10 protein-coding genes are annotated in these 18,506 nt (G+C 44.6%); 5 read left to right on the plus strand and 5 right to left on the minus strand.

Going from position 1 to position 18,506, the window contains the following annotated elements; translation table 11 throughout:
• The first annotated feature begins 20 nt into the window (after positions 1-20).
• A complete protein-coding gene (locus X939_RS0115600; protein WP_025764222.1) occupies positions 21-1,139 on the plus strand; it encodes a Zn-dependent alcohol dehydrogenase in 1,119 nt (372 codons plus the stop codon).
• A gap of 27 nt (positions 1,140-1,166) precedes the next feature.
• Here X939_RS0115600 and pckA read toward each other — a convergent pair whose 3' ends face one another.
• Entirely contained in the window at positions 1,167-2,762 is a 1,596-nt protein-coding gene (gene pckA, locus X939_RS0115605) for a phosphoenolpyruvate carboxykinase (ATP) (RefSeq protein WP_025764223.1), read from the minus strand.
• A gap of 252 nt (positions 2,763-3,014) precedes the next feature.
• On the opposite strand from pckA, the gene X939_RS0115610 reads away from it, so the two are divergent.
• Positions 3,015-4,589, plus strand: a complete 1,575-nt coding sequence (locus tag X939_RS0115610; protein ID WP_025764224.1) for a DUF4394 domain-containing protein — start codon at positions 3,015-3,017, stop codon at positions 4,587-4,589.
• An 87-nt stretch (positions 4,590-4,676) separates the two neighbouring features.
• On the opposite strand, the gene X939_RS0115615 is transcribed toward X939_RS0115610, so the two are convergent.
• Positions 4,677-5,543, minus strand: a complete 867-nt coding sequence (locus tag X939_RS0115615) for an AraC family transcriptional regulator (RefSeq protein WP_025764225.1) — start codon at positions 5,541-5,543, stop codon at positions 4,677-4,679.
• 326 nt (positions 5,544-5,869) lie between these two features.
• Between X939_RS0115615 and X939_RS0115620 the strand changes: the two genes are divergently transcribed.
• Positions 5,870-6,304, plus strand: coding sequence for an META domain-containing protein (locus X939_RS0115620; protein WP_025764226.1), 435 nt, complete (start codon positions 5,870-5,872; stop codon positions 6,302-6,304).
• A 138-nt stretch (positions 6,305-6,442) separates the two neighbouring features.
• Positions 6,443-7,261, plus strand: a complete 819-nt coding sequence (locus X939_RS0115625) for a sugar phosphate isomerase/epimerase family protein (protein ID WP_229236073.1) — start codon at positions 6,443-6,445, stop codon at positions 7,259-7,261.
• Positions 7,262-7,336: 75 nt separating this feature from the next.
• Here the strand turns inward: X939_RS0115625 and X939_RS0115630 are convergent, their stop codons facing one another.
• On the minus strand, positions 7,337-8,767 hold the full coding sequence (locus tag X939_RS0115630) for a glycoside hydrolase family 125 protein (protein WP_044199732.1): 1,431 nt from the start codon (positions 8,765-8,767) through the stop codon (positions 7,337-7,339).
• 94 nt (positions 8,768-8,861) lie between these two features.
• On the opposite strand from X939_RS0115630, the gene X939_RS0115635 reads away from it, so the two are divergent.
• Positions 8,862-9,404 carry a hypothetical protein gene (locus X939_RS0115635; protein WP_025764229.1) on the plus strand — a complete coding sequence of 181 codons (543 nt, stop codon included), beginning with the start codon at positions 8,862-8,864 and terminating at the stop codon, positions 9,402-9,404.
• 71 nt (positions 9,405-9,475) lie between these two features.
• Here X939_RS0115635 and X939_RS23150 read toward each other — a convergent pair whose 3' ends face one another.
• Both X939_RS23150 and X939_RS23155 read right to left on the minus strand, forming a co-directional pair.
• A complete protein-coding gene (locus X939_RS23150; protein WP_025764230.1) occupies positions 9,476-13,705 on the minus strand; it encodes a M4 family metallopeptidase in 4,230 nt (1,409 codons plus the stop codon).
• A 406-nt stretch (positions 13,706-14,111) separates the two neighbouring features.
• Entirely contained in the window at positions 14,112-18,356 is a 4,245-nt protein-coding gene (locus tag X939_RS23155; RefSeq protein ID WP_025764231.1) for a M4 family metallopeptidase, read from the minus strand.
• Positions 18,357-18,506 lie beyond the last annotated feature (150 nt).

The raw sequence follows: 18,506 nt of genomic DNA on the forward strand, positions 1-18,506 counted from the left end.
ATTTTTAAAAAAGAGAATTTATGTCCATACGGTCAAGAAGTGCCGTTGCCACGGGAGCGGGTAATTTTGTAATTGAAGAAGTATTCCTGAGCGATCCCAGATCCGACGAGGTGATTGTGAAAATGAAGGCGGCGGGTCTTTGCCATACCGATTACGATTCCTTGTCCTGGGGAAAGCCTATAGTGATGGGCCATGAAGGGGCGGGGATAATCGAAAGGGTAGGATCAGCAGTAGTCAATCTCAAACCGGGCGACCAAGTAATTCTTAACTGGGCAACACCCTGTTTACAGTGTTTTCAGTGTCAGGAAGGCAATCAGCATATCTGTGAGCGCCACTCTCCTGTGGTGGCCGGTGGTAACGGGCATACCCCTGGCCATGCTCATCTAACGAGTACCCGATGGAATGGAAACCCAATAGAGCGTTCTTTTAACCTCGGGACTTTAAGTGAATATACCTTGGTAAAAGAATCGGCAGTGGTGAAAGTAAATGAGGAAAATCTGAATTTTTCTGCTGCAAGCATCATCAGCTGTGGAGTTATGACGGGTTTTGGGTCTGTAGTTAATGCCGCCAGACTGATAGCAGGAAGTTCGGCGGTGGTATTGGGCTGTGGTGGTGTAGGCCTTAGCGTTATCAATGCCTGCCAGTTAGCCGGGGCAGCCCGGATAGTAGCGGTAGATATCAATCCTAACAAATTGGAAATGGCAAAGCAATTCGGCGCTACCGAGAGCATTCTTGCTCATAAAAAAGACATCGGATTAAACCAGGTGGCGCTACAGATAAAGGAACGCTTCGGGGGAAGAGGGGCAGATTATGCCTTCGAATGCACTGCTATACCTGCTCTTGGGGCAGCTCCATTGGCCATGATTCGAAATGCTGGAACAGCCATTCAGGTAAGTGGCATAGAAGAGGAAATAACAATCGATATGCGCCTCTTCGAATGGGACAAGATCTATATGAATCCCCTCTACGGGAAATGCCGTCCCCAAATAGATTTTCCAAAAATAATGGCACTCTATAGGAAGGGTGATCTTAAACTGGATAAAATGATAACCCAACAATATACCCTCGACGACCTGCCGCAGGCCTTCGAGGATATGTTGTCAGGTAGAAATGCGAAGGGTGTAATCGTATTTGCCTAGTAATCTGCACTGGCTGCGGTTGGCGATCTACCGCTCCGGTGCGAAACGAAGGGCATTTACATCAAACTTTTCTTTCAGTATCCAGGCCTTACGCTCATATTCTTCAGGGTCCAGCCAGGAGTATTCCGGGTTAAGGATGGTATCGGGGACGTTAGGGCAGTGCTGGGGCACCATTACATCAAAGACGGGATGTTTGTCAAATTGGACATGTTCGAGACTATTATCTAACACTGCATGAAGTAGTGCCCGGGTGTAGGCCAGTGGAATACGGTTGCCTATGCCATAAGGCCCGCTTATCCAGCCAGTATTTAAAAGCCATACTTGAGCTCCGCTCTGTTCCAGTCTTTCACCTAGCATCTGGGTATAAGTCTTAGGGTGTAAGGGCAGGAACGCTTCTCCAAAGCAGGCAGAAAATGTTGCTACGGGTTGATTGATGCCCATTTCTGTGCCTGCAAGTTTGGCTGTATATCCGGTTTGGAAATAATACATGGCCTGTTCGGTGGTCAGTTTGGACAAAGGGGGCAGTACGCCGAAAGCATCGGCCGTTAAAAAGAATATATGATCCGGAACGGGTCCGACAGAAGGATGGCAGGCATTGGAGATAAAATGAATGGGATAAGCCGTCCTCGTATTTTCTGTGACGGAAATATTGCTAAAATCCACCTTATTGGTATCAGGGAAAAAGCGGGTGTTCTCCAGGATACTCTGCTCTCTGATTGCAGCAAATATTTCAGGCTCCTGCTCCATGGTCAGATTTACTACTTTGGCATAGCAACCTCCTTCAAAATTGAAGATGCCCTCCGCGGACCAGCCGTGCTCATCATCGCCTATCAGCTCTCGACTAGGGTCTGCAGACAGGGTGGTTTTCCCGGTTCCAGAAAGACCAAAAAATAAAGCCGTACTAGGTTGGCCATTCAACGAGTTGCCGATATTGGCCGAACAGTGCATTGGCAGTATCTGGTAGTCTACGGGGAGAATAAAGTTCATGACCGTGAATATGGCCTTCTTGATCTCTCCAGCATATCCAGAACCTCCTATTAGAATTTTTTTGTTAGAAAAATCAATGATCGTAAAATTGCCTTGACGTGTACCATCCGTTTTCGCTTCGGCCTGGAATTCAGGGATGCAAAGTATGGTCCATTGAGGAGAGAAGTCTGCCAGTTCATCCTCCTCAGTCCTAATAAACATGTGATGACAAAACAACCCCTGCCAAGCTTGGGTAGTGGTGGCCATTATAGGCTGCCTGAACTGCTCATCGGCACCTGCATAGGCATATCGGGTATAGACTGTCTTTCCGTTAAGATAGTCCTGCATTTTATGATAGATCTTGGCTACATTCGATGGGGTAATGGGATTGTTGATTTCACCCCAATGTACGAGATCCTCGGTGAGCTCGTCTCGTACTATAAACTTGTCTTTCGGAGAACGGCCTGTAAAGGTTCCGGTGTCACACATAAGCGCATGAGCGTCGGTAAGTACTCCTTCGCCTTCTTTTAAAGCCAGTTCTACAAGCTCTTCAGGAGTAGATTGCAGATAAATCGTTTTGCATGAGTTTAAGCCATTTTGCTCAAGGGGAGCATGGGCAATATTTTCGTGCGGTTTGATGATGGTAGGATGTTGCATGCGTATATATTTTAGCTTGTTGTACTTTCAGTAAAGTTGGAAGATATTTTTCGATAAAACAATACAAAATGTCCTTTGTAAAGTCCTAAATATCTTCGGATTCAACCTGCCGGTGTCATGCTCGATGATCATCAATATACGAAATGTTGAGGAAGGAAAATATTTTGTCAGGGTCAAAATCTATATCGACTTCATTTGCGTAGGTAGGTGGGGCCATAGGCGCCCTTCAATCATTCACCTTACTTAACTTCTATGAAATTTTTTAACACATTATTTCAACATGCTAATTTTCTAATCGTCTTGGGGATAGGTATGGCCCTAAGTTCATGCCAGGATCATCGCCTTGAGCCGGACGTTCAAACCCTTCCCGATCGTATCTTTTATGCCCTATCAGACGATAATAAATTGCATGAGATGAATATTAAGAATACTTCCATGCCTGAGAGGTCCTTTTTAGTATCCGGTCTTGAACCGGGAGATCAGTTGGCAGGTATTGACTTCCGGCCTGCAACGGGTCAGCTATATGCGATTAGCATGCAAGGTAATTTGTACCATATTAATGTTCGTATGGGCGATCAGCAAGGGAAGGCTACTCGGATAGGTACCGCTCCTATTGCCAGCAGTCTAAATGGAGCAGAGATAGGATTCGATTTCAATCCCACCGTGGACCGAATCAGGGTGGTAACCTCCTCCGGTCAGAATATGCGTCTACATCCCGAGACCGGCGCAATAGTTCCCGGAGACAACCCCTTGAATGGTCCGGTAAATCCTATGGTTGGAGCTGTAGCGTATACCAACAGTCGGGCTGGAGCCAGCACTACAGCTCTTTACGATATCGATGCTTCAACAGATATGTTATATATGCAAAATCCACCGAACCCTGGTGCGCTTATTTCCATTGGGATGCTTGGTTTGGACATTGAGGCTGTCGGAGGTTTTGATATTTCTCCCGACGAAGATCCTTCGGATATTTATCCCATAGTTTCTGTAAAGGTTGGGGGCCAATGGGAGTTGGATTTAGTAGATCTTGCTACGGGGCGCCTTCAAAAACTTGGTAATTTACCATCTGGGGTTAATGTTATTGGTCTCGCCATTCCGGCTTTACCGGTCGGTTATGCCCTGAACATGGCCAATGGGCTTACCATTTTCAATCCGATAACGGGGCAGGTATTTGCGAATAAGGTTGTCTCAGGACTACCCGCAGCCGTATTTCTGGAAGGGATAGATCTTCGCCCTGTAGATGGAAAACTTCATGCCTTGGGTAGTGATAGTAAAATATATGGAATCGATTTAGCCTCCGCTGCTGCAACGGTTATATCTAGCTTGCAACTTGCTGACGGAAGCCCCGTAATGATTATGGGTTCAAATTTTGGGGTTGATTTTAACCCGGTAGCAGACCGGCTACGGGTGGTAAGTAATACCGGACAGAATCTTAGAATCAACGTGCATACTGGAGTGACTATTCTGGATGGCGACCTTAAAATTGGGGTGGGCGGCGTAACTCCATTTGTTACAGCCTGTGCCTACACCAATAGCTATCCCGGTGTTTCTAGTACCATGCTCTATGATATCGATAGCAAAATGGATATGTTGTTCAAACAGAATCCACCCAATGACGGAATCCTTGTCGAAGGTAAGCCTTTGGGTATCGATGCAGTTAGCGAAATCGGTTTTGATATAGGAAATGGGGCGGGAGCAGCCTATGGAATTATTACGGCAGGGGGTAGCAGCCATATGTACCAATTAGACCTGTCCACGGGCACTGCAACGCCCAAGTATACTTTTGCTGCTCCAGCGAAGGGGCTTGCCTTAGGTTTTGGTTTATAAACCAGCATGGTTACGTAAGTGCTTCATGGGCATGCTGCATTCATTCTTTGCCGCATGCCCATTACTCATCCGTTGTCCGGTACTTATCTAAATCTCGTAGCTGGATTTATAAGTCCGAGGAGTCGTACCTGTATATTTTTTAAAGTTCCTATTAAAATTGGATAGGGAGTCAAACCCACTGTCATAAGCGATCTGTGAAATGTTTGTTTTCTGTTCCAATAGTAATTTACAAGCATGACCAATTCTGATTTCGTTTACGAAATCTACAAACGTTTTGTTCGACCGTGCCTTAAAATAGCGGCAAAATGCTGCTTCGGTCATTCCAGCCAGGGCAGCAACCTCTCCCAGACGAATGTCTTGCTGATAATGTTGAAGTACATGGTTGTGAACTTTTTGCATGCGTTCGGTTTCCGAAAGCTTAAATTGGTTGGTATAACCCAGACTGGCGATGGGCGTTCCTTCCTGTTCTATACTCATCATCTCCAAAAGAGACAATAATTTTAGTATACTCTTAAATCCGTCCATGTGCAGCATTTCCATCAGCGTTAGTCGAATGGTTTCCTGGAGGGGTCCTTTATAATGAATGCCGCGTTTGGACTCCAGAAATAATTGCTTAAGGGGTAACATTTCTTGTTTTTCGAGGAAATCTTTCCCCAAAAAATCTTCCTGGAAATACAGTACAATACCATGGGTCTGAAGGGATTCGTCCCCAGCATAATAAGAAGCATCGTTGCGCCATAAATGAGGGATGTCAGGACCCAGAAAAACAGTGTCTCCCGGTTCAAAAGTCTGAATAGAGTCGCCAATAAAACGTTTCCCAGTTCCTTTCAGGACTGTAAATAGCTGATAGTGAGGGTGGAAATGCCAGTTTGAATCAAAATGAGGCTCAATGAGCTCCTGAATAGTAATACTGCGTATCTGGCTTTCGATATTCTTATGAATAGGAGCTTTCATGAATGTGTCTCAATTTTGTCCATTTAAAAACTTTTTCCATCAAATTTAATCAAATTAAAGCCATTTATTTAGTATTCTACAAGGATTCTAGCTTAATTCTATTAAATTAGTAATAAATACCAGAGATCGACCGCGCTCAAGTTTGATTTTAAGACTATGAAAACTGTTTCTTTTTGGTAAAAAAAATAGTAGGAAGGGTAAATAAAGTACGAATGCTGGTTCCCCAACGTTTAGAAAAACGACCTGGCATGAATTTAATCTAATCTAATCCTCGGAACGAACTAGTTTATGGTAGGAGTTATTTCACAACGCTATACTCAAATGATATGAAAAATTTAAAAATGGAATGGGTATTGATCTTTTTTGTCCTGATGTGTTATTCATGTCGTCAGGAATCGGCGTTGCAGAAAACTCCAGAACTAACCGGTAGTTGGAAACTGGTATCGATTGTTGAGAGTGACAAGAATATTTCGGTAAAAAATTCTGAGAATCCTGAAAAGGTAGCTGGAATGATTTTTCGTGAGAAGGGGGAATTGGAAGCAATGACGCCGGCTAACTACATTACCGGATATTATGAAACAGGTCAGCAAAATACGATCCAGATAGCAGGAGGTGGCACTCAGCGTAGCGACACGCCTTGGGGCGAAGTATTTGTGAACGCTCTACCCGCTATCGACCATTATGAGCTTAAAGCCAATGAACTTACCTTATATTACCATAACAGCAATAAACTGGTATTTACCAGAGTGCTTAATCTGTAAGTAGGGCGACATTTCCTGAATGATTGGCCGAAAGCGGCCATCAAAATTAATCCAACATTTATCAAATCGGACTGCAATAAATTCCTTTCATCTATGTAGAATTGTATTTTGAAATATAAATACAGGATGAAATACAGTATGAATCTTCTCCTATGGGGGACAGAAATCGATGAAAGTATATTTCCCACACTGGAATTAATTAAGGATATTGGTTTTGATGGAGTGGAAGTACCTATCTTTAATAACAATCCCGAACATTGGTTTAAATTTCGCGAAAAACTTGATGCACTGGGCTTAGCTTGTGCTGCCGATACTTTTTGTGGAGCCCAGCATAATCTGATCAGCCCCGATGCAGGCATTAGGAAGTCCGGTCTGGAATTTTTAAAAAGTTGTATCGACTGTGCCCTGGTACTTGGAGCCTCAAGATTAATGGGGCCGTTTCATGCTGCTTTGGGAGTTTTTACGGGTAAGCCAGCCACTCAGGATGAGTGGGAAAGAGGTATAGACGGTATCCGAGAATTATCCGATTATGCCGAATCCCTGGATATTACTTTGGGTTTAGAATATCTGAACAGGTTTGAATTATATCTTACCTCCAGCGCCGAAGAGCTTCAGCGCTTCGTTAAAGAAGTAAATCACCCCAATTGCAAAATCATGTTTGATACATTCCACGCAAATATTGAGGAAAAGCGTGTAGGAGAAGCCTTTCATCTTCTGAAAGATCAACTTACCTATATACAGCTGTCTGAAAGCGACCGATCCACTCCAGGAAAAGGAAATGTCGACTGGGAAGGGGCCTTTCAGGCCATTAAAGAAATAGGATATGATGGATGGATAGGAATAGAGGCCTTTGGTACTAAACTGCCTGCTGCAAATATCTGGCGTAAAATGTATGAGTCGGAAGAAAAGCTTATGCGGGAAGGTCTTGCCTTTATTAAGGAAGGTTTACGGCGTTAATGAGGTTGATACCTAGATATTAAAAAAATGTGGAACGGCTCTGCCCCGGATCTTGTCCAGGCAGAGCCGATATTTCTAATAAATTTTTTGCAAAAGTGATGGCCTCTCTTCTTCTAATTTAAGCATCAATTCACCAAATAAGGTATTGACCCAGGCAAACCATTTTCTGGTAAAATTGGCAGGGTCATCCTTATCAAAGGATTCGTGCATGAATCCGGTGTTGTTATGGGTATTTTTTAGCAGTCTTATTTGTTCTATAATTTCCTTTTCATCTACAGAGGTAATTGCCCTGGCAATGATACCCATCGGCCATATCTGGTCTATCAGTGTATGTGGACTTCCGAGCCCTTCGGCTGCTTTCCCTTTGAAATAATAGGGGTTTGAATCGCTGAGGGCGAATTTCCTTGTATTTATATAGATAGGATCGTCAAGAGAAACCGAATCCAGATAAGGCATGCTGATCAGGCCAGGTATACCGGCGTCATCCATTAACAAGTAATTGCCAAATCCGTCTACCTCGAAGGCATAAATATCTCCAAATTCTGGATGTTTGTAGACACCATGTTCCTGGACTGCTTTCTCAACTTCGGATGCCAGAGCCAAGAGTTCGGTAGCTAGGGTTGAGTTCCGGCCCATTGCGGTTAACATTTCGGCCAGTTGACGGAAAGAGATGACGGCGAATAAATTGGAAGGTATTAGGAACGGATAAATAGTGGCATCGTCTGATGGTCGGAAAATGCTGGCTATAAGTCCATTTGGTTTGATGGGGTTGCCATATCCATTTCCGGGAACTGTATCCGTTGACCAGGCTGTTACTCGCCCAAATTTGTAGGGCCCACGGTCGTCTTTGCGTTGTTGCTCTTTGCAAGTTTTCAAAATCAGCCCAACCGCCTTTTCCCATTCTGCATCGAAGGGTGTCGTGTCTCCCGTAATCTTCCAGTAATGGTAAGCCAGGCGTACGGCATAAGCTAAGGAGTCGATTTCCCATTTGCGCTCATGCAGCATTGGTTGCATTTTGGTAACATCCTTAGACCATTCACTTTCTTTAGGCCTGTCATAAAATGCATTGGCATAAGGGTCTATATTGATGCACTTGGTTTGCCGATTGATAAGTCCGGCAACCATGCGCTTCAGTGGGGCATCCTGCTTGAGCAGGGGGAGATAGGGCCATACTTGTGCGGTACTATCACGGAGCCACATAGCATCTATATCTCCCGTTATCACAAAGGTATCTGGTTTACCGTTTTGCTCTGTATGCTGTACGGTTGTATCAATGGTATTCGGAAAGCAATTTTCAAACATCCAAGCCAGTTCCGGGTCTTTTATCTTCCCTTTCATTCGAAGTATTGTAGCTTCTACTGCTTTACTGTTGAAGTTCCTTTTAGCCAAAGGGGTTCTGACAACAGGAAATTTTGGACTGCCCATTGCGGCAAAGCTATTTCCTGTAGCCGCCAAACCCAGACCTGCCATGGCCCCGGCTTTGATGAATTCCCTCCTTTTGATCATGACAATTATTGTTTTTAAGATAATTTAAAAAGGCAAGTTAATCATTATTTACGCTCTTTTTTTGTTAAATTGAAATAGATTAACGGAAAAGGTCATGATAAAATCATCTTTTATAAAAGGCTTTTTTGCCATGTTACTGCTGTGTATGGCTTGTGCCGACGATTCCATTGAGAAGGTGACGCCGAAGCAGGAGTTATACTTTGAGGTGAACTATAGCAATAACGCTTGGGGGAATCAGTTTAAGGGATTTCTGATTAATAATAGAGGACAGGTATTGCAGTACGATCTTCCAGCACAGTGGAATAAAGCCAATGTAGGGGTAGGTCTAACGGCTGAGCAGGTGAAAGAAAATCTCGAAATTGCGACATTGGTAGATGAAAAAGTGGACTCTTCCTTATTCGAAAGACAGGTTCAGGCGATTGCTTTATTGGGAGCTCCCAGTTTCAGTAAGCGTGTTTCGGGAGGTGCCGATCGTGGAACCGTCCTATATTATGCGTATAAATTTGATACGGAAAAAGGGAATTATACACCTATTCTATTGGCCGAGGCAGGTGATTGGGAAAAACATCGATTAGACCCAGAGGCTCAAAATCTGCTTGTCTGGCTCCAGGAAATAGAGCAGAAGCTATATCAATAGTGATTCTGAATAAGGCAAGGAAGAGCGATTTACCGCAGGGGGCGTCGCTCTTCCTTATTTGTCAGATAATCTTATTCCTTGATAATTTTATAATAATACTTGCCAAACCCACCTTTCAGTATTAATTGATAGATGCCCGGGACGAGCTGTTCGACATCTACTTCAATCTTTCCTGACTCTGTCCATTTGGGTGTTTGATTCTGGACAAGCTGGCCTGCACTATTAACGATTTCTATGGTGGCTCCCGATATGTTCATCCCTTCGACCCCAATATACATACGACTGCTAGCCGGGTTGGGGTAAGCAATCGTGGTTAGTGCATCGGCATGCAGGACAACCATTTTGCTATAAGCAAAGCTACCATCTAAATCGACTTGTTTGAGTCGGTAATAATTAGTCCCATCCGCAGGATTTCTGTCCAGATATTGATACCTACCAAGCCCATCAGACGGAGCATATTGATTGATACGGCCGATCGCTTCGAACCGCCGGGCATCTGTTGATCGTTCTACGATGAAATGATCATGGTTAATTTCTTGAGCTGTCTCCCAGAGAAGCATATTTCCTTCTTTTGAGGACTCCCCTTCGAAGCGAACCAAGGTGACAGGTAGGGGGCCGACCGGAGGGGCTGTTGATAGCCCAAATCCAGAGAATCCAGAATCGAACACTGCCGTATATGCTAAGTCAGAGTCGAAAGCACCTTCTGTTTGAAGTTCGGCCCAGGAGCTGTTGGCAGAGTTGCCTGTAAGGATACTACCAGCGCTCTTGCCCATGGAGGTAATAGCGGATCCATTGAAATTAGGAAGTTCACTGGACTTATAATATAAAGTGATTTCATATTCTCCATCAGCTTTATTGTTGGTAGGGGTCACCTTAAAGGTTTTGTTGGTAATGGAATAGGAGTCAAACCAGTTGGTTTCGTCAATTCCCGAACGGTCAATCTCTACAGTTGTACAACCATAATCATGACTCGTCATGTTTTTAATTTTGGCCATAAGTTTGCCCGTGGCCGGATCATAGAATACGGCCGTTTCGTTAGGTCCAAGATATTGGTTATCCCCTTGATTTATATTGGTATTGGTTAAAATGCTGGAAGTATTACTGCTGGTAATCTTAACATTATCGATTGCCCACCATCTATGGTAGCCAGACTGATAACGGAAACGAATTTTCATATTCATATTCGCATAGCTATCGTGGATCGGGAGATTCTGGACGTTAGGCGTTTCATTTAAAATATTGCCCCGTCGACCGGTTGCCTGGTTCTGGGTTAACAGGATTTGCCAGGTATTACCATCCCAGATTTCCACCGTACCTTTTTCTATGGAACCGGCTCCCGAAGTAGGGTACCAATCTTGAGCAAAACTTAATACCATATTGGTTTTTCCCACTGTATTGATAGAAGGAGAAACTAGTTTTTCGTCCATCAGGACGGTGGTATTCTGAGTTCCACCACTATTGATAAAGAAAAATGGTCTGCCGGCAGGGTCCAGGGCGGCATTGCCGTACGCTACCCGCCCCCAGGTATCCAGGGTATTTCCTCCATTTTCTATTTCCCAATTGTCATTTCCTCTGTTCCAGTTGCTAGCGTATAGCGTTTGGGTATAAGTCCCGGGCGTAAGATCATCGTCGATGATGGTGATGATATGTTGCTGATTATAATCGGCCGCGTAGGCATCTCCGCCTTGGGCGTTGATGGTATAGCTAAGTTCAATCGTTTCATCTCCTTCTACATAGGAATCATTATAAATGCGTACCGTTATTTCTTTGGAGAGTTCGCCCGCTTGAAGTGTTACGCTGGGGGTGCTCAAGCTGTAGTCTTTTGTAGTGCCTGCAGAAGCCGTACCCAGCGGAGTATTCAAGGTGACGATTACAGGCTGAGTTGGGGCTTGATCGATTTGTATCAGTATGGTTTTATCCACATACTTCAAACAACCATCGGGCGTCTGTGCTTCTCCTTCACTAATCAGGGTCATATTAGTAGCAAAATGTACTGCTGGGGTAACGTTGCAGCTATAAACGCGCACATCGTCGATATACCAGCCATCTACACCATAGGTATAATCGGTGCCCATATCCCAGCGCAGTTGCAGCTGGTCGCCCGGGGTGAGGCCAATTGCGGAAAGATCTACCTGACTCTGTCCCCAGGAGCCTGTCACAGTTCCTGCGTCGGTTCCTGAGAAGGCTGGCTGACCTGCCAGAGGGTTGTTGTTCCCGGCACTGGTCCCAAGCAGGGAGAGATTGTAAGGGTTGGCTATAAAGGCCGTGGGTGGAAGCAGCGTCCAAAGGCCGCCATTGATGCGATACTTAATATTTCCTCCATCCCAGTCGCTTTCAGTCGCGATAAAGTGATCGAATACCAGGCTTAAATTGCCGGTAACGGTACTGGGTATATTGATTGCTGGGCTTGTCAGACTGATCACTCCTTGCTGATTGGAGGCTTCATAGGCTGTTCCTTGCTGATTGGGGCCGTAGGCCACCATTCCGGTCCTACCTCCTGGTGCACTTAGCTGAGACCAATTTCTAGGCATCCAGCCCGTTGAAGTGCTGAATGAAGATGTAGTAAATCCACCCAATCCGTTTTCGAAATTTTCGCTGAATAAAGCGAATTCAGGTTTGGATCCCTCGCATAAGGCTGCTACCGGCTTTAGAATAGGGTTAAATCCGCAACCCGCATCTGTACGCAATTCTACCGCCAAAACAACCTTCTGGAGTTGGAGAAAGTCTTCCTGAGCAAAGTTAAGGTCCTGGGGGCCATTGGGTGCGGTGGTGGTATTGAGGGCAGAAAAGGAACTTCCAATAAGATCCGAAGCTGCAGATTCTAGAATGTCCGCTAGGGCAGCGTAGTCGGTAGTTCTTGTCATATACACCGACTGCGCTCTCCAAAATATATGTGCGGCCTTTGTCAGACCAATGCCATTAATTGTTTGACCATTATAGACGCCTCCATCTACCAGAAGGGCATAGGCATGATTGAGTACCCCGGAGTTATAATGAACCCCTCCACCGTCACTTGTAAAGCAGTGATAGAAGGGGTCGGTCATTTTGCCTGGATGCCCCTTACAATTAGGATCCCACATGTCTCTGATGGCTCCTCCAAATGCAGAGGCTTTTTCGCCCATTTGCCAGCGAGCCGAACTCCCACAACCAGTTCGAAGGGCAGCGCTTTCACTGGTGTCGAAGTAGCCATTCAGCTGGTCCACTGTTTCTCCCCAAATGTCTGAGAATGCCTCATTAATGGCTCCCGCCTGCCAGGCATATATTAATCCGCTGGTATATTCGGTATAAGCATGCCCCCATTCATGAGCCACAACATCGTCGGCAGCGGTTTCATCGCAATAATTGGCTGTTACTCCGTTCCAGTTTGCATTGGGGCAATTGATGGAAGGATTGTTATGAATGGTGATCATAGTCGCATCAGCTCCGTCATATGAGGCATAGCCAAAGGCATTTTTGATCAGATTATACATATGTCCAGCAGCATCTACCTCCGACTTTTCCCAAATATTCAGGGCATTGTATTCTGGACTCGGAATTCCGTTAGCTTCCTGCCATCTGAGATTACCAGAATTTTGATTGGTAATATATAATTTTCGGTCGATAGAATGCATTCCGGTAAACTGCTCGACCAAGGTCTGGTCATGGGCATCAATATAAAGAAACTCTCGAACGTCGGCGTAATTGGTGACTTCCACTTCATAAACCAGGTGTTTGGTTCCATTATAGCCCTGGGCGAGACCTTTTTGAAATATTAATAAGGTCGATTTTTCGACCTTCAAATCCATGGAAAATAACCCTGCCTTTTGGCTGTTTACCAACCTTACGGCAATCTCTTCTGCAGTATTTTTGGGTATTGAAGGTACTACATTTAGCCTGTTTATCAAGATGTTGTTTCCATTAATAGCTCGTAGCCTGCTCCTATCATCATAATGGAAATGCAGCTTCCCGTCAAAGACAGGAACCCCTTTATAAGTTTGCTGGAGCGTTATATGTTCGCGTCCCAGATGGTCCTTTCTCGACTTATCAGCAATGTAGTTGCTCTGACCATCGCTAAGCCCCAGAAGGGCCTTGTTCTGTGCGACAAAGGCTAGGGCTGTGTTTTGTGGATTCTCCGTTTGGAATGTTAGGGTACTATTGTTGGAGAATTTAATAAAGCTTACTGAATTAGTCGCCTTATCAATGGTTACAGTGGCGCCTGTTTGGCCTGAAAAGGCTTTTACGGCATCGTTAATTCCCTTTTGGGCCCATATATTGGAGGCATAAAATAGAATTACAATCAGCGATAGTAGTGTTTTTTTCATTGTGTGTTAGTTAAATGGAGATGGGGTGCCCCTTTTTATTCTACACAAGATAATAAATGATTATAAGAAATGATAGATTTTGTCTCGATGTATACCGGTAGTATATTTAATTTATCTGATAGTTTTTCTTATGATAATTATAGAAATCCATCAGTTTTGCTTATACGCCAACTGGCCATAATGGGTCAACCTTAGTTGATTCATTATATAGGTTGTGCCTAATATTATAGCCTGTGCATAAACGAGATAAAAGTCGACTTCCAAGGAGAAGTGCTTCGGGCTCACTCACTGAAAACCCTTATTTTCATATGATCAAATTGAAGGCTATCGTATAGTACAAAGTCGAGCTATCCTCCAATAGTTATATATTGAAGAAATAGCCCGACTTCTAAATTACCCGTATAATTTAGTTTTTTATAAACTTAAAATTCTGAACGGAGTTACCGCTAGTAATCTGCAAAATGTGCAGTCCAGGCCGTAGTGTAGTAGATAAATCCCATGTCTGTTTCTGGCTGGAGGAGAGATTATTCTTTTCAAAAATACGCTGCCCCTGGCTATCAAATATTTCAAGCCTGGCGCCGTCCATTTGGTCTGGAAGCTCTACCGTGAGGTATTGTTGCAAAGGGTTGGGATAAAAAGTTGCGGAGAAATAGGATTTCGCTTCCACAGCCACGATGCGGCTGAAGGCATGGCTTCCGTCCTTATCAACCATTCTGAGTCGGTAATAGCTCTGGCCAGGCAAGGGTCTGGTGTCCCAATAGGCATACCTGCGGAGTTCATCAGGGCGGTCGGCTTGGGGGGCAATGATCGCTATGGATTTAAATTGCTGGCCATTATTTGATCTTTCGAGCTCGAAATAAGCATGATTTAGTTCTTCTGAGGTAGACCATTCTAGTAAATTCCCCTCTTCCCTATGCTGTCCTGCAAATTTGATTAGGGTGACGGGAAGAGGGCCACTTGGAGTGGCATTTGTGAGTCCAAAACCAGATAAGCCTGAATCGAAGATACTCGTATAAGCCCAGCCCCCATTCACCCCAGGATTAGCCTGGGTTTCTTTCCACAGACTATTGCCAGCATTCGCCTGGCTTATACCGCCTTCCGTTTTTCCCATGCCCGTAATCTGATTCCCATTGAAGGTTGAAAGTTCAGCCTGGGTATAATACAAGGTTATTTCGTAACGGCCATTTGGATTAGGGTTCGCAGGTATTACGTGAAGCGTTTTCTTGGTGATTTTGTTATGATCAAACCAACTCGTTTCATTGGCACCTGACCGATCCACTTCAACCGATGTACAGCCATAGTCGTGATCCGTAAGGTTTTGGATTTTTGCTAAAAGATTTCCCGTATTAGGATCATGGAAATAGACGGTTTTATTTGGCCCCAGGTATTGCTGGTCGGCCTGGAAGGATACTTCCTCCTGTATGGCAGGGAGATGATCACCCGTAATTTTTATATTGTCGATAGCCCACCAATAATCATAATTTCCATGGTATCTAAACCGAATTTTCATTTTGTCATGTGCCAGTTTGCTCGGAATCGGAATGTTGCGTTGGTAGGGTTGATCCCAAGATCCGGCATCACCCGTTTGTTCATTATGTGTTAACAGGATTTGCCAGTTTTGACCATCCCATAGTTCCACATAGGCCTGTTCATCGAAATCGCTAGCGCCCGAATAGCTTTTGAAATATTCCAGAAACGAGAGTTGTATATTGGTAAGTTTGTGTCCATTGAAGAGGCGGGACTCCACACTGCTATGGGTATCAGCGTTTCCAGTTTTATCACTAGAAATATACATAAATTTTTTCCCCTCATTGTCAAGCCATACTTCCGGGAAAGGAAGTACCCGCCATAAATTATCTTGATTATTATGGGTTGATATATTCCAGTCCGACAGATCCTCTCCTTCGAAATCGCTCTGGAGTAAGGTGACTTCCGTTTCACCGGGAGCCCGGTCGTCTTCCAGAATTGTGAGCAGGTATTTCTGATTGTTAGTAGCAGGTAGTGCATCTCCACCCGCCGTATTGGAAAGAACATAACTTAGCTCAAGCGTGCGATCGCCTTCGATATATGCATTATCATACACCCGTATAAAAACGTCTTGTACCAATCTCTCCGAAGAGAATTCAAATGTATTCGGGGTTATACTATAATCCTGCGCTTCTACCGTTTGTGTATTAATTATCAAGGGATTAAAGGTGACCGTGACAGGGCTGCTCGGCGCCTTGTTGATTCTTAAGGCGATCTTTCTATCTGTATACGGTAAGCAGTCATCTGCGCCCGAAATCCCTCCTATGGCTGGCTCCACGGCTTCATTGACAACGGATCGTTGCTCTATAAATTGTACCGTAGGCATAGCACAGGAATAGATGCTCACGTTATCAATATACCAACCATCATAACCATTGCAGCCGTCTGACCCCATCTCCCATCTTAACTGTACGGTAGCTCCTGCATTTATACCTAAGCGGGTGAGATTGACCCGGCTTTGTCCCCAGCTGCCAGAAAGGGTACCCTCATCGGTACCCGAAAAGGCTGCCTGACCTTGTTTGGGATTATTATTTCCATAAAGAGTAGATAATAGGGTACGATTATATGGATTATCCGTGAAAGCCGTATCGGGCACCATGATCCAGGGTCCCTGGTCTATTTTGTACATCAAATTACCGCCATCATAACCTGTCTCAATGGCCACATAATGATCGAAGGCCAGCATAAAGGGTCCGAAAGCATTGGAGGGAATGGTAATAGAAGGGCTGGTAAGTCGCATGACGCCGTTTTGCATCATACTGCTGCAATTTCCACCCAGCCTGTTGGTCCCGTACATGGTGGTTCCTGAATGCCTCCCGGGTGGATTGCTATTGAGTTGCCAATTGCTATTGCTCCAGGTACTACTGGTGCTTTCATTGCTGACTGTCCAGCCTCCCATTCCTGCCTCGAAAGACTCAAAAAAGAAGGCCTCTTCTGCCTGGGCTCCACTACAATCTTCAGTTACTGGTTTTAATAAGGCAGAAAAATTATTACAGTTTGTCGCCCTACGCAATTCCACTGCTTCTATTACCTTTTTTAATTCGTAGACATCCTCTTTACTGATTATTTCGTTGCTGGCACCGGCTGGTGTAGACCTGGTGGAAAGGCCTTCCAGATTCATGCCAATGAGGTCGGTCATAGCCGATTCCAGTATATCGGCAAGGGCTAAGAAGTCTGTAGTAGCCGTCATATATTCTGATTGAGCCCTCCAAAACACATGTGCAGCCTTGGTGAGACCTATGCCCCGTATAGTTTGGCCATTAAATGTACCACCATCTACCAATAGGGCATAGGCATGATTGGGCACCCCCGAATTGATATGTACTCCGCCGTTGTCGCCCGAACCACAATAGTATTGTGTATCCGAAACCTTTCCTGGCGCCGACTTACAGTTGGGGTTCCACATGTCTCTGATAGCTCCTCCTGATCCGAAGGCCGTCATTTGCTCTCCAATCATCCATTTGCTGGAACTTCCGCAGGCTGTCCTTGCAGCGTTGGATTCATTTTCGTCGAAATACCCGTTAATCTGGTCGATCGTTTCTCCCCATATATCCGAGAACGACTCATTAATAGCCCCAGACTGCCAAGAATAGATCAGTCCACTTGTATACTGGGTATAGGCGTGTCCCCATTCGTGCGCTACTGCGTCGTCGGCTGCAGTTCCCTCGCAAAAGTTGACATGACTCCCATTCCAAGTAGCGTTGGGACATTTGATACTGGAACTCTTATCCACTGATATCATTACAGTATTTCGGTTGTCAAAAGATTCAAAACCAAAGCTGTTTTTGAACAAATTAAAAACATGGCCAGCAGTCTCCACCTGAGACTGCTGCCATTTGCTAAGCGAGCCTGGAAATACGTTACCTTCACTGTATTTGAGGTTCCCACTGCTGGTGTTTCCCTCATACAGTTTACGTTCTATTCCATGCATTCCGCTAAATTGTTCTACTAATGAGCCCTCATGTGCATCAATGTACAGAAATTCGCGAACGTCCCAGTCATTGGCGAGCTCGATTTCGTATACCAGATGCTTGGGTCCGTTATAACCCTGAGCCAGCCCTTTTTGGAAAATATACAGTTTATTGCTTTTTACCTGAGTGGGATGATCGGGTGTTCGTAACTGACCGGTCAGCAGATGCCTCACCGCCAGGGCTGCCGCTTTCTCAGAAGATATGCTTGGTTTCGTTTTTACCTTGATATCTTTAATGAAATTCCCGTTAATAGCCACGAGTTTCCCTTGATCATTATAATGATACTTGAGTATCCCATCGTAGACCGGGACACTCTGATAGCTTTGTTGCAGGGTGAGGTGTGCCTGTCCGTGACTGTCTTTCACCTGACTGGTTACCGTAAATTCATCAACCAGTGGGCGAGCACCAAAAATCTGCCCATGCATAGACATGAAATCGCGGGCAATGGAACTGACCGTTGCTCCCTTGCCCCCTATGTCGTAAGCGTCCGCAAACCGGATAAAGCTTACGGAGTTTGTTGCTGGGTGTATGGTTGCACTCGCTCCATACTGTTTGCTGAATGCTGCGACGGAATGATCCACGGCATTCTGTGCCTCCACAGCATGGCTTATCAGAAATACAGTTATAAACGAAAGTAAAAGTCTGTTTGTCATAGTGTATGCAGTTACTTTTATATTAAATTAAGCCTTCATTAGCCGTATATGGCTAATGGAATATATGGAAAAATGTATTTTTACTAAAATGTTTGCATTAAAATATGTAAAATATTTTAAATTCCTATATAGAATATATTTTTTTGGATA

This window comes from Dyadobacter tibetensis Y620-1 (genome assembly GCF_000566685.1).
Classification (GTDB): domain Bacteria; phylum Bacteroidota; class Bacteroidia; order Cytophagales; family Spirosomataceae; genus Dyadobacter; species Dyadobacter tibetensis.

Excerpts from the sequence above, each read along its gene's own strand:
- X939_RS0115600 (WP_025764222.1), top strand. The coding sequence starts at position 21 with ATGTCCATACGGTCAAGAAGTGCCGTTGCCACGGGAGCGGGTAATTTT.
- pckA (WP_025764223.1), bottom strand. The coding sequence starts at position 2,762 with ATGCAACATCCTACCATCATCAAACCGCACGAAAATATTGCCCATGCT.
- X939_RS0115610 (WP_025764224.1), top strand. The coding sequence starts at position 3,015 with ATGAAATTTTTTAACACATTATTTCAACATGCTAATTTTCTAATCGTC.
- X939_RS0115615 (WP_025764225.1), bottom strand. The coding sequence starts at position 5,543 with ATGAAAGCTCCTATTCATAAGAATATCGAAAGCCAGATACGCAGTATT.
- X939_RS0115620 (WP_025764226.1), top strand. The coding sequence starts at position 5,870 with ATGAAAAATTTAAAAATGGAATGGGTATTGATCTTTTTTGTCCTGATG.
- X939_RS0115625 (WP_229236073.1), top strand. The coding sequence starts at position 6,443 with ATGAATCTTCTCCTATGGGGGACAGAAATCGATGAAAGTATATTTCCC.
- X939_RS0115630 (WP_044199732.1), bottom strand. The coding sequence starts at position 8,767 with ATGATCAAAAGGAGGGAATTCATCAAAGCCGGGGCCATGGCAGGTCTG.
- X939_RS0115635 (WP_025764229.1), top strand. The coding sequence starts at position 8,862 with ATGATAAAATCATCTTTTATAAAAGGCTTTTTTGCCATGTTACTGCTG.
- X939_RS23150 (WP_025764230.1), bottom strand. The coding sequence starts at position 13,705 with ATGAAAAAAACACTACTATCGCTGATTGTAATTCTATTTTATGCCTCC.
- X939_RS23155 (WP_025764231.1), bottom strand. The coding sequence starts at position 18,356 with ATGACAAACAGACTTTTACTTTCGTTTATAACTGTATTTCTGATAAGC.